Source organism: Ornithinibacillus scapharcae TW25 (assembly GCF_000190475.1).
Classification (GTDB): Bacteria; Bacillota; Bacilli; order Bacillales; family Amphibacillaceae; genus Ornithinibacillus; species Ornithinibacillus scapharcae.
The window spans coordinates 16,645-32,143 of the sequence record NZ_AEWH01000019.1; the positions used below are offsets into that span (position 1 = coordinate 16,645).

The 15,499-nt window shown below is 37.2% G+C and carries 11 protein-coding genes and 2 pseudogenes; 4 read left to right on the plus strand and 9 right to left on the minus strand.

The features are described 5' to 3' along the window. Nucleotides 1-494 precede the first annotated feature (494 nt). The 3 genes from G5W_RS0104930 to G5W_RS0104940 form a co-directional block, all read right to left on the minus strand. Nucleotides 495-1,490 (minus strand): SEC-C metal-binding domain-containing protein, encoded by a 996-nt coding sequence (locus tag G5W_RS0104930; RefSeq protein WP_010094717.1) that lies wholly within the window; start codon nucleotides 1,488-1,490, stop codon nucleotides 495-497. A 312-nt stretch (nucleotides 1,491-1,802) separates the two neighbouring features. Beyond that, nucleotides 1,803-3,800, minus strand: a complete 1,998-nt coding sequence (locus G5W_RS0104935; protein WP_010094718.1) for an LTA synthase family protein — start codon at nucleotides 3,798-3,800, stop codon at nucleotides 1,803-1,805. A gap of 218 nt (nucleotides 3,801-4,018) precedes the next feature. Beyond that, entirely contained in the window at nucleotides 4,019-4,471 is a 453-nt protein-coding gene (locus G5W_RS0104940; protein ID WP_010094720.1) for a hypothetical protein, read from the minus strand. 508 nt (nucleotides 4,472-4,979) lie between these two features. Between G5W_RS0104940 and G5W_RS0104945 the strand changes: the two genes are divergently transcribed. After that, nucleotides 4,980-5,303 (plus strand): DMT family transporter, encoded by a 324-nt coding sequence (locus G5W_RS0104945; protein ID WP_010094722.1) that lies wholly within the window; start codon nucleotides 4,980-4,982, stop codon nucleotides 5,301-5,303. A 23-nt stretch (nucleotides 5,304-5,326) separates the two neighbouring features. Continuing rightward, nucleotides 5,327-5,674 carry a DMT family transporter gene (locus G5W_RS0104950; RefSeq protein WP_010094724.1) on the plus strand — a complete coding sequence of 116 codons (348 nt, stop codon included), beginning with the start codon at nucleotides 5,327-5,329 and terminating at the stop codon, nucleotides 5,672-5,674. Nucleotides 5,675-5,864: 190 nt separating this feature from the next. Here the strand turns inward: G5W_RS0104950 and G5W_RS21990 are convergent. The 4 genes and pseudogenes from G5W_RS21990 to G5W_RS23140 all read right to left on the minus strand — a co-directional run bounded on the left by G5W_RS21990 (nucleotide 5,865) and on the right by G5W_RS23140 (nucleotide 11,557). Beyond that, nucleotides 5,865-6,923 (minus strand): annotated as a pseudogene (locus G5W_RS21990) (alpha/beta fold hydrolase). Between the two features lie 336 nt (nucleotides 6,924-7,259). Further along, complete coding sequence (locus tag G5W_RS0104960; protein WP_010094725.1) at nucleotides 7,260-9,728, minus strand: S-layer homology domain-containing protein; 2,469 nt, start codon at nucleotides 9,726-9,728, stop codon at nucleotides 7,260-7,262. A 421-nt stretch (nucleotides 9,729-10,149) separates the two neighbouring features. Beyond that, nucleotides 10,150-11,130: a Gfo/Idh/MocA family protein gene (locus tag G5W_RS0104965; RefSeq protein WP_010094726.1), complete on the minus strand. Its 981-nt coding sequence runs from the start codon at nucleotides 11,128-11,130 to the stop codon at nucleotides 10,150-10,152. 130 nt (nucleotides 11,131-11,260) lie between these two features. After that, nucleotides 11,261-11,557 carry a PTS sugar transporter subunit IIA gene (locus G5W_RS23140; RefSeq protein WP_081472426.1) on the minus strand — a complete coding sequence of 99 codons (297 nt, stop codon included), beginning with the start codon at nucleotides 11,555-11,557 and terminating at the stop codon, nucleotides 11,261-11,263. Nucleotides 11,558-11,693: 136 nt separating this feature from the next. Here G5W_RS23140 and G5W_RS0104970 point away from each other — a divergent pair, with 136 nt between their 5' ends. Then, on the plus strand, nucleotides 11,694-12,611 hold the full coding sequence (locus G5W_RS0104970) for a DUF2268 domain-containing putative Zn-dependent protease (RefSeq protein ID WP_010094727.1): 918 nt from the start codon (nucleotides 11,694-11,696) through the stop codon (nucleotides 12,609-12,611). Nucleotides 12,612-12,651: 40 nt separating this feature from the next. Here G5W_RS0104970 and G5W_RS0104975 read toward each other — a convergent pair whose 3' ends face one another. After that, a complete protein-coding gene (locus G5W_RS0104975) occupies nucleotides 12,652-13,593 on the minus strand; it encodes a Gfo/Idh/MocA family protein (RefSeq protein WP_010094728.1) in 942 nt (313 codons plus the stop codon). A 206-nt stretch (nucleotides 13,594-13,799) separates the two neighbouring features. Between G5W_RS0104975 and G5W_RS21995 the strand changes: the two are divergent. Further along, nucleotides 13,800-14,321, plus strand: a pseudogene (locus G5W_RS21995) (ROK family protein); the annotation flags it as partial. A 117-nt stretch (nucleotides 14,322-14,438) separates the two neighbouring features. Here G5W_RS21995 and G5W_RS22670 read toward each other — a convergent pair. Next, nucleotides 14,439-15,401 (minus strand): copper amine oxidase N-terminal domain-containing protein, encoded by a 963-nt coding sequence (locus G5W_RS22670; RefSeq protein WP_010094733.1) that lies wholly within the window; start codon nucleotides 15,399-15,401, stop codon nucleotides 14,439-14,441. Nucleotides 15,402-15,499 lie beyond the last annotated feature (98 nt).

Consider the following 15,499-nt stretch of genomic DNA (forward strand, 5'->3'; position numbering starts at 1 on the left):
CGCGCTACTCTTCATACCCCTCGCGCCAATTCTTATGTTGCACGCGCGACCTTTTAATTTCTGAACTTGTGAGGGAGCTCTCGCGCGATGGGGTATCTTTCTCGCGCGAACCTCTCCTTTTCCAACGCGGGAGAGCTATTTTCTCAAGCCTATTTACCGAGTTCTCGCGCGGACAGCTGTACTTCGCGCGGCTATTTCTATCTCTCGCGTGAGTTTGCTTGGTACCTGCGCTACTCTTCATACCCCTCGCGCGAATTCTTATGTTGCACGCGCGACCTTTTAATTTCTGAACTTGTGAGCGACTTCTCGCCCACCCGCGTTACTCTCCAAACCCCTCGTGTGAGGTCTCGCTCCACCCACCCGAGCAACTCTCCAAACCGCCCGTGCGACTTTCACATTGTGCTCGCCCGCCTTTGTCCTCTCCCAACCCCAAGTGGCCAAAACTACAAAACAAAAAAATAACCCCCAAATCTGGGGGTTATTTTTTATTCACATTATGATTTGCCACCTAAAGCATCGATTAACTTACGATAATTATTAGAAACCGTTCCTGCTGCTACATTATACTCGTCTGCTATTTCAGTCTGTGTTAGACTGTCATTTTTCATGATGTGTTTTTGCACATAATATTCTAATGCAGCTGCATAAGACTCTGCTTTCTTAATGGAAGGATTTTCTTTTTCCTGGTATTCATTCCATAAGGAAATTCCTTTTCGAACAACCTCTTCTTCCATATCCTTCGCAAGCATTTTATTAGCAAATAGCTGAGGTACTTTTCCATTCGTCGATATTTCTATTTCCGGTTCCTGAACCAAAGCCTCTGCTAGGAATTTTGGAAAGCTTTCTTTTAATGTGCCATCCTTATCCTGATACTTTTGCAATAACGCCTTAATATCATCACGTTTACGATCAAATAATTTAATAAAGGTATAAAAGAAATTATGAAAACGCATGAAAGGAAGTAAAGCTCCAACAAACAGCATTCCTTTGTTCACTTGTTCACTAGAAATAATTGGAACCTCAAACGTTTCATTAGAAATTAGCTCTCTCACCATGACAGAGCTCTCGCTTGACGTTTCTTCAGATTCGACTTCATATACGGAAGGAACCGTACCATTCCATTTTTGGAAACTGCTTCGAACGCTGAAGTCGATGTTCTTCATTTGTTTCTCTGAGAACGCGTCAAAGACAGTTCGTTGTCTTGACAGGAATGGAACATTAAAGATGATCCAAATCGCTAGTCCAGTATTATAGATATCAGCCAGCTCTTCATTATCCTCAACACTTAGCTGTGAATAGGCTGTAATTTGATCTGATAACTGTTGTTCGTAGTTTTCGAATGCAAATGTGATTAGTTGTTGATGCAATTGATTTAATCTTTGGTTGATTAAATTCGGATCGAAATCAATTACATTATTTGCCCCATGACAGTTTTTATACTTTTTGCCACTTCCACAGGGACAAGGATCATTTCTATGAATTTTACTCATTTAAATAGGCACACCCCGTACTTATTCTTTAGTTCCCTTAAATTATGAAGGAAAAATAAAAATAGTTCAAGCCAACCCATCTATTTTTCAGATAATTTTTGGTAACCATGCTTGAAAAAGAAACATAAAATTAGTTGCTTTTACTATTTTCCCTACTACTCAAGGAAAGTATACTTCATTATTAAAATCATTTCGTAACAAAAGAAACACCGTTAGAACATTTTACCATATTATTAATTATATCGTCCATTTGCCAGTTCCTGTTAACAACTTTCTAAATATTTAATAGGGAAAGTTCGCTTACGTCTTTCCCTATTCTTTATCTTTTAGCCAATTCCCGAGAATCATGTCCTCAGAAACCTCTTGCTCTGTTATAGCTTGGTTATACATATCTCGACATGCATTCACACTTATCATTTCTTTTGTTTCTAAATCATAACAGCTTCCACTAGCAAATGCACCTTCTGAAGGTACATACCATACCTTACCATCTGTCATATGTTGATTACTAAACACGACAGGGTGACGTTCTCCATCATAAAATAAATCCTCACCTAAGAAATATTTCTTGCTAGTATCCACTCCCAATAGATGAAGCATGGTCGGTGCTAAATCAATTTGACCGCCAAATTTATCATAGGTTCCTGTCAGCTCTTCATTAGGAAAATGAATTAATAACGGAATATTATCCGCTTCAAGGAGGTAATCAACTGAATTAGTACTTCCCTCTGTAGCGAATAATCCAGTTTCCTGCCCCTGTGTTAATATGCCAGCATCATGATCCCCATAAAAGACTACAACAGAATTTTCCCATAATCCTTCTTCCTTCAACTTTTCGACGAACAAACCAATTGCTTGATCGGTATAATGTGTTGCGGTCAAATAGTCCCTTAAGACTTTATCCTGTATACCGTCTACATTTAATGTGTAATATTCTTCCGGCATCGGATAAGGATGATGACTTGTTAAGGTTATTAAGAAGGAATAAAACGGTTTTTCAGGCATTTGGTCAATGGACTGTATTAAGAAATCTTTGTCATTAACACCCCAACCAATTTGTTCACCTTCAAAATCGTTTATACTATAGAACTTTTCATAACCCCAATTTCTGTATATTTCGTTACGATTCCAAAAACTAGGGTTAAAGGCGTGATGCACACTGGAACTATAACCCTTTTCTTGTAATGAATTTACAATAGTTTGGTATGTATTCACAGGGAACCTAGTAAATGCAGATCCCGACTGTAACGGGTAAAGTGATGTGTTCACCAATAAATCAGCATCAGATGTCCGCCCTTGACCAGTCTGATGAAAGAAGTTTTCAAAGTAAACACTTTCTTCCTTCAATCGATTTAAATTAGGAGTAATCTCCTCCCCATTAACTTCCCTACCAATAACAAAATCTTGTAACGCCTCAATCTGTACGATAATTAAGTTTTTACCTTTCATCAAGCCAAATGTATCCGTATTAATCTTGTCTTCCTTTGCCTCAAAATAGTCGGTAATTTCCTTATCTCTCTCTTGCGGAACACCTTTTTTCGATAAGGTATAATCCTTAATAAATCTTTTGGCATCAAAAAAATGATAACCTAATATACCGGTATAGCTATATGCTGTTTCATCTGATACCATCTTTTCCAGAACGTCTTTACCACCATAATCGTAGTAAAACGTGAACATGCTTTGTGACATCGAGAACCAGCCGATAAATAATGCCATGAATCCACCAAGAATCTTGCGCTTATAGGGTTTTAGGTCAATTTTCTTCAATACCCAAATAATGATTGGGATTAAGATGATAATATCGACCCAAAAGAAAATATCCTTTCCTTCAATTAACTCCATAATACTTCCAGCGACATCCCCAACCTGGTTTATCTGAAACAATTCAGACATAGACGTGAATCCACCAAAGTATCGTTTATGAATTAAGTCCGCATAGATAAGGAAAGTTATAAAGAAATTAAGTACAATAAGTGAAATGATTCTTGCTTTTCTTTTTAAAAATAGTACCCAAAACGTGAAAAGCAGTAAAAATCCGAGACTTACTAATACAAGCTCATGTTGTAGATAATTGAAAGATTTTCCTTTAAATAAAAAGAGATAAATATTCTCTAGAAAACCTTTAGCACCCGTTTCATAAAATACCGTATCCGTGTATCTTGCAAACAGATAGAATTTATACATCATAAGAAATACAAATAAGAACCATTCCGTGTAAGACGCAAACCATTGTACAATTTTTAGCGTCTTTTTCTTTAATGGCTCCCAATTGATGTTTTCCAATCGAAACCGTTCAAACTTCGCCATCCAAAACATCCTTTACAAAATGAAAAATGTCCCCCAAAATCTTTACATTATTTTAACAAATAAGATATCTTACGTCTATTTTTAGTGGGACACGGGGTCACATCACCCTTGTCCCAGAACCTTGCATGGGCTTCGAAACAATCCAAACACCATGTGGGGGACTCTCTTTTTAGAAATGAAAAGAAGAGGGTAACTTATTCTACCCTCTCCTAACTTTTTTATAGCATATAAATATCTCTAACCGAGAAATTATGGGCTTTGAATTGTCCAGACTTCGTTTCTAGTGTTACCGTTTTGATATTCGTCTGAACAGCTTCTATCAACCACGAACGATATGTAGCAAGCCAATCATTATCAGTAAATAACCTATCAGCTTCCACCGCGAAAAGTGGTTTTTCAACGATTTCATGTATGTCCTGTTGAATGATTGTCTCTTCTGAAAACATAAAACCAATTCTAAACTCAACAGGAATATTCCCTTTGATGAATTTAGCAGTTGCTTTAATTTTTCGATCAATCATATCGATTTTACTATCAATAACTATCACATAGGTGATGTATTCTACATGTGGATAGTTAAAATAATCCTTTGTTTCAATAGCAATTTCAACCCTACTAAAAATACCATCAAAAATCTCTTTACTTTTATTTAATTCCTCTACCCTTAACATGAGCAAGCAATGGAAAAAGAACTTAAGCGTGAAACAGAACAAGACACCGAAACAATTTATGATAGAATGCCTTATTAAAGTGGTATCTTGGTCCTAGGCGTTAGAAAGAATCCATTTTGTTGAAATCTCAAGCAAAATGGATTCTTTATTGGTTTAAACTATCTTAACTCCTTACGGCATTCGTAAATATTTTTAGAATTCCCACATTACTCTGATCATAAGGAAGAACGAAAGAAAAAAACCTTTTGTACAAAAATATAAAATCTAGATATTTAATGTACTATTACTCTCCATACTCCCTCAGTGCCAGTAATAATATAATACTCCAATGGTATGGAATTACCTTTCGATATATTCCTGATTAGGTTGATAATAAAATACGACAATCTACATTGTTATTATAGATTAAGTGCACTAAAATTGGATGTAGTAGCTTAAAAAAGCTATGATAAGTAATAAATCAAGTAATGAAGCAATTATCTGAAATGACAAGAGGTGAGGATTCATCATGCATGCCTATCTATTATTGTTCGTAGCAATTATATCCGAAGTTATTGGCAGTTCCTTACTCAAAGCCTCAAATGGTTTTAAAAAAATCCTACCATCAATAGGAGTATTAATTGGTTACGCTGGGGCATTTTATGCTCTATCACTATCGTTGAAAACATTACCCATTAGCGTGGCATATGCCATTTGGGCTGGTGTAGGAACTGCACTTACAGCATTGGTTGGCATTATTATTTACAAAGAGGGATTTAATAGTAAAAAGCTCTTTGGCCTAGTCTTGATTATTAGTGGGGTAATCTTTTTGAATATTGGTGGAGCGCATTAATCCCAGTGAAGGAGGTAGAAGCTATGAAGGGATATATTTATTTAACCATATCCATAATTGCAGAGGTATTTGGTACAACGATGCTTAAACTCTCCGATGGATTTACTGTTTTATTTCCGTCTCTAGGAGTTGCTACTGGCTATATAATTTCCTTTTATTGCTTATCATTATGTATGAAAACCATTCCATTAAGTTTAGCATATGCCATTTGGTCGGGAGTAGGAACTGCCTTAACCGCTTTAATCGGTGTATTATTTTGGGATGAAGTACTTGGAGCGTTTAAAATATTTGGGATTCTATTGATTATCGGTGGAGTTGTATTGTTGAACGCTTCTAATAATGTAGAAACAGTTAAGGAACTTTCACGGTAAATCCTTTAACTGTTTCAGCCTAGTATTCTTTCTGTTTACCCTAACACATTGACCTTCGATAGATGAACTGAAAGTCTGTGTTCCCAGTTTACCCCATCGAATGATTTCTCCCACACACTTTATATACTATTCCCGTCTTCGATAAAATCTCCAATAAAGCGTTGAGAAAAGTCTAACCGGACTTCCCTTCTTACTCAATCCTATCAGTCTTGCTTTCTTCTAAACTCTTCCACGTTTGAATCAACCATTCTGCAAACCTTTCCTCTTCTTCAAATTGAGGATAGTGTGCCGAGTTTTCAAATACGACAAAATCTTTAATAGGAGCTGTTACGGAATTATAATAGTCTCTGGCTGCGGTCGTGGATGTCATATAATCATACTTTCCCATTACAAAATAAAGAGGAATATCTAGTCCTTTAACCAGTGTTGTAATATCATTCTCTTTTTCTTCGTCCAATAAAATTTCTTGTGTTTCCGAAACTCCTCTTACAAAACGAATAACATCAAGCAAATTATATTCTGGGTTTGTTAAAAACCCCTTGTAATAATCCATATTATCATTGATTAACCTTGCTGCGCCCCCATATTTTCGTACCAAGTCTCTAGGGGTATGATCTTCCCCACTTTTAATAGATTCTTCCATTCTCATAAGTCTGTCGACATCTTTTTGTTTACCGGCTTGTTGCGCCTGGTCTATTGTATATTCCAAGCTATCCATTTCACTTTCAATCGTATTAGCCACCTGTCCAATCCCTATATATGCAACATATTTATTAGGTTTATTATCTGCAGCCTGCATTCCAATCTAGGTACCAAATGAATGTCCGATTAATAACACCTTTTCTTGTGAAAATTCTTCTCTAATGTAATCAGTAAGTGCCAATAAATCCGCTACATGTATATCAGTTGATAGATTGGAATAATCCTCAAAGAAATGGTACGATTTACCACTTCCTCTTTGATCATAGTGAACAATGGTAAAATGTTCTTCCAGTATATCTTGATACTTTCTAACGTAAGGAATTTCCGAACAACCAGGTCCACCATGAACAAAGATAATTATCGGATTACGCTTGTCGGTACCTCGTATCATCACTTCCAGATCAGTTCCATTTATTTCTACTTGCTCTAATATCGCAATACTGTTTTCCCCTTTTATACTAGGTGTCCACGTAGGAAAGAACAAACCAATTAGTATGAGCAGTGATATTGCCAATAGAAAAATCATTAACTTTCTTTTCTTTTTCATATGTAAACCTCTCTACCCTCTGTTTATATGTAGCTACCCTAATAGTCCTCTAATTCTTAATCTAAATAAGGCTATATTTTTTTATAACTTCGTCTATTAATCTTACTACGTTAAAAAACTTGCCACCCCAGAATTTTAAGGTTTGATGAGGTTATCACAATCGAACCTGCTCTCAAAGTCGGAACTGACTAGTGGTCACTTTCATTAATAACTTATTTGTTTCAAGATATCAAGTTTAGAAGAAAGCATTTTTTACAAAAAAAGAAAGCCCTACGAGAGATTACTCCCATAGAGCTTTCCTAAAACTGGGACAAGGGACCTGTCCCCGTGTACCAATTACTTAGATACTGTTTTGTTTACTACTTTGTTTCCATTAGCATCCACGATGTTCGTGTCTTTGAATTCTACAGAGATGCTGTCTGTTGGAGCGAAGTTTTCAGTTGTTGTTACAACTAGTTTACCGTTAACTACTTCAATAGTTGAAGCTGATGTTACATCATCGCCAGCAATTTTCACTGTTACTCCAGTTACTGAAGCGTTGTTTGCTACTGCTTCAGAGAAGTTTACAGTAAATGATTTACTGCTTACAACTGAAATAGTACCAGCTGTTGGAGCAACGTTTTCAGTTAGGCTAATAGTTTTCACTACTTTACCATCTACAAGTGTATTGCCATCCACATCAACTAGACCAGTTACTTCAAGTTGTTGTGCACCATTAGCAGTAATAGAACCTGCAGGTAGGATAATTTCTACGTTAGCTCTATCATTAACAAAGTTAATCTCCGTACCAGCTGGAAGTGCTTTTCCACCTAGTTTGTAGTTAGATAGAGTTTTTGCAGAGTCGCTCATTTGCTTGTTGAATTGTACATTGATAGTACGGTTATCAGCCGCTAGAGATTGTGAGCTGATAGTTACAACTGCAGTTGGATCTGCTTCAGCTGCAACGAATTCAGGAACCACTACAGAGAAGTCAATTGTATCAGCTACAGCATTACCATATACATCTTCAACAGATGAACCATCTAATTCAAACTCGTAAGAAGACTCGTCTACTAAACCAGTTAGAGTGATTGCGACTACGTTCTTTTCGTTACCTTTAATAGAATCTTTTCCATCTAAGTCATATCCAAAAGCTACGTTAGAAGCAGTAAGGTCAATAATATTACCTGTTGTTTGTCTAATACCATCTTTTGTTTTGATTACTAATTCATTCGCAACTGCTGTTAAGTCACCAGAAGTTACAGCATCGTCAAAAGTTAATAGTAATACATCATCAGATGCACCAGCTTTTACAGTAGCTGAAAGGAATTTAGGTGCTGTTGTGTCTGCAGTGAAAGTAGCATCGAATTTAACTTCATCCATTGCATTTTGTGCAGCATCTTTAAATCCATTAACTACAACTTCTCCAGAGAAGAATGTTGTACCGTTGAAAAGATTAGCATCTTGTACATCAACTGTATAAGTTTTCTTGTCATCAGAAGCAACTACTTTACCAGCAGCTACTGGAGTTCCTGCAATTGTAACAGTACCAGGGTCTACTGCTTCAGAGAAAGAAAGCGTTAGTTTGTTTTGAGATACTGAAGTTGCAACTGTTGGCTTCGCTTCATCAACATCAGCTTTAGCTACAGTGAAGTTTAAAGTGATAGGGTTAGAAAGATTGCCTGAGCTATCTTCTGCTCCAACGATATCAATTTTATAGCTTTCTTCTTCCGTTAAGTTTTTAATTGTTAACGTTTTTCCACTTACTTCATAGTAAGGTGTAGAACCAACTACAGTGCTAATTTGTGCACCGTTAAGACTAACTGTACCTTCGCTAGCAATAATTTCATCAAAGCTGATTACAGCTTCTGTACCTTCTGCTTTTACATTAGCAACCGTTGGAGCAGCTGCATCTGTATAAGTCATAAGAGATATAAATTTAGCAGTTTTTACGTCAGCATCTTCTTTAGATACGATTTCGTCAATTACTACTGCTGCATTTTTAACGTCAATTTCATTACCAGCAGCAAGCGTGATCGTAACAGTTTTTTCATCTTCTGAAACTTCAGCAGTTGCACCAGTGAAATCTACGCCTTCGATTGTGTAGTTAGAAAGGTCTTTAGCATCAGTTTCATCAACAGCTTGGCTAAATTCAATTACTAATTCTCTACCATTTGTAGCCTCAACACTCTCCACTACAAATTCAGTAGCAGCAGCCGCTTCAATCGCACGGTCTACCATTACAGCGAATTCAGCACGAGTGATTTGAGCTTGTGGAGCAAGTAGAGTTTTACCATTTGATTGTTTACCTTCAATGATTCCATTTGCTACAGCTACTTCAAGTTCAGCTTTTGCCCAGCTAGAAGCGTCTTTCGCATCAGAGAAATCAAGTGAAGTTTCACCAGTTAAGCCAAAGCCATTTACGATAACTTTTGCCGCTTGTTCTCTAGTTAAAGCACCAGTTGGATTAAATTTTCCGTTGCCTGTACCTTCGAAAAGTTCAGGTGATGTAGCAACTACTGCATTGTAGAACCAATTATTTGAAGAAACATCAGAGAAATCTTCCGTACCTTCAACAGGTAAGTTCAGCGCTTTACGTAGTACTTCTGCAGCTTGTGCACGGTCTACGATGTTGCCAGGCTTAAAATTACCATTTTCGTCACCTACAAGGTAGTTCTCATCAGCAAGTTTTTGTACAGCATCTTTTGCGTAAGCAGGAACTGAATTGATATCGTTCAATGTTGCGGCAGAAACTGCTGCAGGAACTACTGTTGACGCAACTAAAACTGCTGCTGAAGTTTTAACTAATTTATGTGATTTTGCCATTAAATATTTTCCCCCTGGTAAGATCTATGAACTATAGTTGACATTACATTAATCTTTCAATCTACTACGGTAATAATAAAAATAGATTAATAAGAAAATTGCGGAATACACCATAGTGATATCGATTTCATGTCGTCTAACATAGGACTTTCGACCTATTTTTAGTTAAAATTTTTGTTAAGCTTCTTCAACGTTTTTTCGTTTGTTCGCTTAACACTTTTTCATTATGTACTAGATATCAGAAAAAGAAAAGACTTTTTTTAAATATATAAATGGTACTTTTTTACTACATTGGAAGCAAGGACATGGGGACTGGTTCCTTGTCCCACCAGCAACATCCACACTTTCTCAACCTATTCCAATATAAAAAAGCACCTTAATGATTAAGTTCTAATCAATAAGATGCCGGGTTTATCACCAATTATTTCTCGTCAGCCTTATATACAATTCCGTTATCCTTACGTACTTTCTCTGTAATCTCGAGAACCTCACTACTATGCTTCAGAAGAGCTTGATATCTTTCTCGATCATTCTCCTTCATAATAGAGACAAAGCTTTCTACCTCATAATACATATCTGACTTAGGATGATTAGTTGCGATCGAACTTTCTCCCGAATCATCGATAAACTTCACATTGGCAAAAGATCCGATATCATCAATCGTAATCGTCCCTTTCTCGCCTTGGATTTCTGAAGGATTATAGGAAGTACTAATTTTCGAGCATAGAATCGTGCAATTGAAATTAGCGTAGCGTAAAACGAGTGTCCCGCCACCATCAACACCGGTGCTTATCTTGACTGGATAATAGGTAGCATCCTCTGGTTTACCGAATAAATCAATGGCTGCTGCTAATGGATAAACACCTAGATCTACCAAAGCACCACCGGAATAGGTTAACGAAAAGATATTCGGCTCTTCGCCATTTAAGACATTCGTATATCTAGAGGAAAACTTAGAATAGTTTAGGACAGCACTTCGCGGTACTCCAATCTTATCCAAACTCTCCTTTAATGCTCGAAATCCTGGCATATGGATATTTCGCATTGCCTCGAATAAAAACACACCGTTTTCCTCGGCTACCTGAATAGCCTTTTCCCATTCTTTACGATTAGAAAACATCGGCTTTTCACAGATTACATGCTTTTTGTTCTCCAAGAAAAGGATCGCCTGCTCAACATGCATGGAATTGGGAGAGGCAATATAAACACAATTGAGTTTGTCGCTTTTCGCCATCTGATCTAAATCTGTAAAGTAAGTTTCAGCGCCATGTGTATCCGCAAAATCCTTAGCTTTTTGCTCTGATCGTGAATAGACAGCATGCAGTTTACATGTACCCTCTTCTTTTGCTGCCTGAATAAAATCACTTGTGATCCAGCTTGTACCAATCGTTCCTAGATTCATCTTATCACCTGCTATGTTATGTATTGATTTTTTTCCTATACAATTAGGGAAACTTCGGAAAGAGATGTCTTTCTATACAAACCATATACTATTATTTGGATAGAGACAAAAGAAAAGCGCTGCAGCAGTTTTACATGTTGTAGCGCTCTTCTCTAGTTTTTGGACAAGGGACCTGTCCCGCGTCCCGCATAAAGGTTTGGTGGGTTTGGGCTTTGATGAGTTTTTGGACGGTTGTTCTGCTTTCGATGATTTTTCCTAGTAATTCATATAATGTTTGGAGGTCTTCTTGGCTGTTTTTCTTTACACATAGGAGGCAAACAAACTGTACAGGTTTGTCACTCCATGTAATTGGCTTTTCTAATGTGCAAATCGTATTTAGAATACCGAAAAGACGCTTACAATCGGGACAGGGGCACTGGCAAACAATTTATTCTTAAAATCTATCTCGTAAAGTTAGTTGACATTAACGTTACGTAATACCTTAGTCTTGAAATATGGAGGAGATTTACGTTGATTACAACGAAAGAAGTATCTAAATCTATTTGCGCAAAAGGTGATTTGAAATGGGGTTGACCTTTAAAATAATCGAAACACTAGAACAATATCAAGAACTACTTGCGATCCCGAATATAAGAGAAAGAGAAGATTATTTTCGTTATACCATGATGAAACCATTTAGAGAGATGTGGAATTTAATCCATGTTCCTATAAAAGCGAAGCACGAGAATGGGTATGACGTTATCATGGCTACCAAAATGCTTGGCTACGCAGACTTATCTAACAGGAACCAAATCCAACAGGGTTTATCAATCCTAAAAGAAAACGACATCTATACCGTAGCGGAACATACCATTAAAAACTGCATAGAAAATAGCAATAGGTCGGGATTAAAAATAAATGCAGATGAATTAAAATTTGGGATATTTGTTGCAGACCCTGATAAATTAAAACTCCAACGAGGATCTACGGGGTTTGGAGGTATTCCTGGGTTTATAACTGTCAATATCTATCCAAATGACTATAATTTACCGCGACTTCCTGCGGTGATTGCTCATGAGTTTCATCATAATATTCGGTTTTCATATTTTAATTGGGATCATGGAAATGTAACAGTAGGAGATTATCTTGTTATAGAAGGATTGGCTGAGTCGTTTGCAAAAGAATTATACGGAACAGAGCAATTAGGACCTTGGGTAACTAGCATGGATAAGGAAGAAATCGAGTACTCAACCTATGTTATTGGACAAGCCCTTAACGTTAAAGGGTTTGCTGAAGTGAGCAGCTATATGTTTGGGGATGAAATTGCGGAACAAGAAGGATATCAACCGGTGGGGCTGCCATTCTGTGCCGGTTATACAGTAGGATACAAGGCTGTTCAGTCTTATATGAAGAAGCAAAATAAGACCATATATGAAGCAACTTTGGCTTCTACTGATGAAATCATTCATGGATGTGGCTTATTTTCGGGGTACTCTTCCTAGTTACGCTCTACTTTAGCTAAACGAATACGAATACTCCCTACTACTGGTAGGGAGTTTTTATCGAACCATTTTCCGCTATTAACTGTTGAACAAGTATTTGTGTTTTCAATCCTTCTGCCCCATCAACACTAGGTTGATTATCTCCAATTACACACGCTATAAAATGGTGTACCGCGTCTTCAAACCCCTTTTGCTTCAAAGTAGTTTCCCATGAGGATGGGCTTTCTATCGTTAACATGTCATTTTGAACAATCTCCATCGCATTCATGTTTGTCACCCGAATGACTGCACCATCTGTAATCAACTTAAATTCTTCTAAATTGGTACCAGCATTGCGGTGCATGGTGATGGTTAACATTGCTTTGGCACCAATTTCGAACAAATGCTGTGCGAAAATAAGATGATTAGCCTTGTTCAATTGAATTGTTGGAAAGGCAAGTCGCATCTCGCCACCAGCTATCCATCGTGCAGTATCAACTAAATGGATGTAATCATCCAGCATAGTATCCTGGAAATCATCCGGACCAACACCATTTACACGGTGTTTTTCAAATTGGAAGCTAGTAAAATCACCTGCTAATTCTTTTGCTCTTCGATACATTGGGGAGAATCGACGATTAAAGCCAACCATTAGCTTTCTTCCATACTTTTCACTTAGTTCTACTAGTTTTTCCGCTTCCTCTACTGTTGCTGCTAAAGGCTTGTCAACATACACATCTTTTCCATTATTCAATATCTCCGAGACGACTGCATAGTGTGAATCTGTGGAACTATGCACGAAAATGGCATCACTTTCTTGTATTAATGCTGGTAAACTAGTAAAACTTTGCATACGATATTGGCTACAAATTTGATCTCTTTTTACGGCATTCGGTGAAAATGCACCCACAAACTCCCAATCTGTTGCTTTCGATAAAATTGGCAGATATGCTTTTTGGGCGATACCGCCTAAACCAACCATTCCAATCCTAGGCTTTCTCATACAAATCACTCCCCTTTAAAATTATGTATCCCGCTAACAACTTATTTTCATTTATTTTCATTTATTTTCTCTCATGTTATTTTAGAATGGAAAAGTTGACAAGTAAAATAGGATATGACCATGATGCTAGGTGGAACTAAGTTTGTTTGTGTGATTGCAGATGAAACAGGAAATATTTTCGCTAAACAACATTCCCTACAGAAGACCACGATAGTACATTAGATCAGGCAATACAGTTTTTTCGTAAACATGTGATTGAGGCACTTGGTGTTATGGAGCTTTGGACCCCGGTGGGCTTAAATCAAGATAGTAGTACGTACGGATATATTTTGATTACACCAAAGACGAAATGGAAGCACTACGATTTATTAGGTAGGCTTCAGAAAGACTTCTCTGTATCAATAACACTTAATACAGATGTAAATGCTGCCGCTTTAGGTGAATATAAATACGGGGCTGCTAGAAATTCCAAGAGTGCACTCTACAAAACAGTTGGAACTGGATTGGTGCAGGCTATGTCCAAAATGGCAAGACCTTTATCGGTAAACATCATCCAGAAATGGGACATATTTATCTTTAACCAAACTCATCACGCAACCTCTCACCACCCCAGATTCTCCCCTGGAAAACAGGTGACAAAAAATAGGCATCACAACTTTTACCTCCCTTTGGACATGGGGACAGGTTCCTTGTCCCACCACTTCAAAGCAGATGCTCACATTCCCTAGTTCTTTTACGAATGTGCTAGTTTTAATGTTGCATACAAGTTTATACTATCCTAACCACTAAAAAAGTCTCTGCAAGAGCAAACTATGCAGAGACTCCATTTCAGAGGTTTACCCTCTCTATTTCAACAACAAATCAAAAAACTCCCTCGGAACATAAGTCTTCTTATCCTTCAACTCCGGCGCATGTTCCAGTTTATGAATAGCTTTATTCAGCCCATATTCCTTATTCCCAATTTCTAAGGTAATGTTCCGATTTCCCTTTGTAACGGTAATTAACCCTGTCTTCTTACTCCAAGTAACAGCATTTCCTAACTGTTCAGCAATGCTTCGTAATGGAACCATTTTGGTTCCGTTTTTCATGTAGTGGTCTTTTTCAACTAATTCTTCTAGCTCATCATGTAGTGGGTCAAGTGCTACAATTTTCGTTGGAGTTGTTTGTGCAGGTAGTGACTTGGTTTCCATCTTGTAAAATACTAGCAATTCCTTATCTTTTAAATCTGCTTTCGTAATCGTCTTTTTGCTTTCACTAACCAACTTCGTATCTTCAGCCAATTTCAATTGTAACTCTCCATCCAGACTTAACAAATTCTCATCAAATTTTCCAACCTTTACTTGCCCCTTTTCTTCCCCATCATGGACAATAATCAATTCAGGTTCAATCACAGCTGGATAAATCATAATTCTAGGCTTAGTGTTGTCAAAGTAAACCTCTACTTGTAAGTCTTCTTTTAATGTATCATGGGCTATTTCATCTGTTGTAGCACTGCTAAAAGCTAGTACATCTTCACTCAAGGTAAAGTGGGTAACAAGCGATTTTTCCTTATCCTCCACAATTAAGGTTACAACATCTCCGTCTTTTTCAATGCCGGTTATAACGCCTTGAGCCATGCCATAGTCACTTACATTTTCCTGATTGGAGCTGTTATCCGAAATCAAATCAGCTTTTTCCTCCGTTTCCTCCAATAAAATTGGAACTGCCTTTTCATCTTGTGTTTCACTCTCTGCACTTGTAAATACAGGGGTACTTATTATAGTCATCCCCGTCAGCACTACTGTCGCAATACCTACTTTCTTTTTCAAAACTACTCCTCCTTTTGTTAGTCATTTTACTCAATGATAAGACGAACTAATCCGATGAAAATGTTTCAAAAATAGGAAAAATAAGTATTTATTACTAG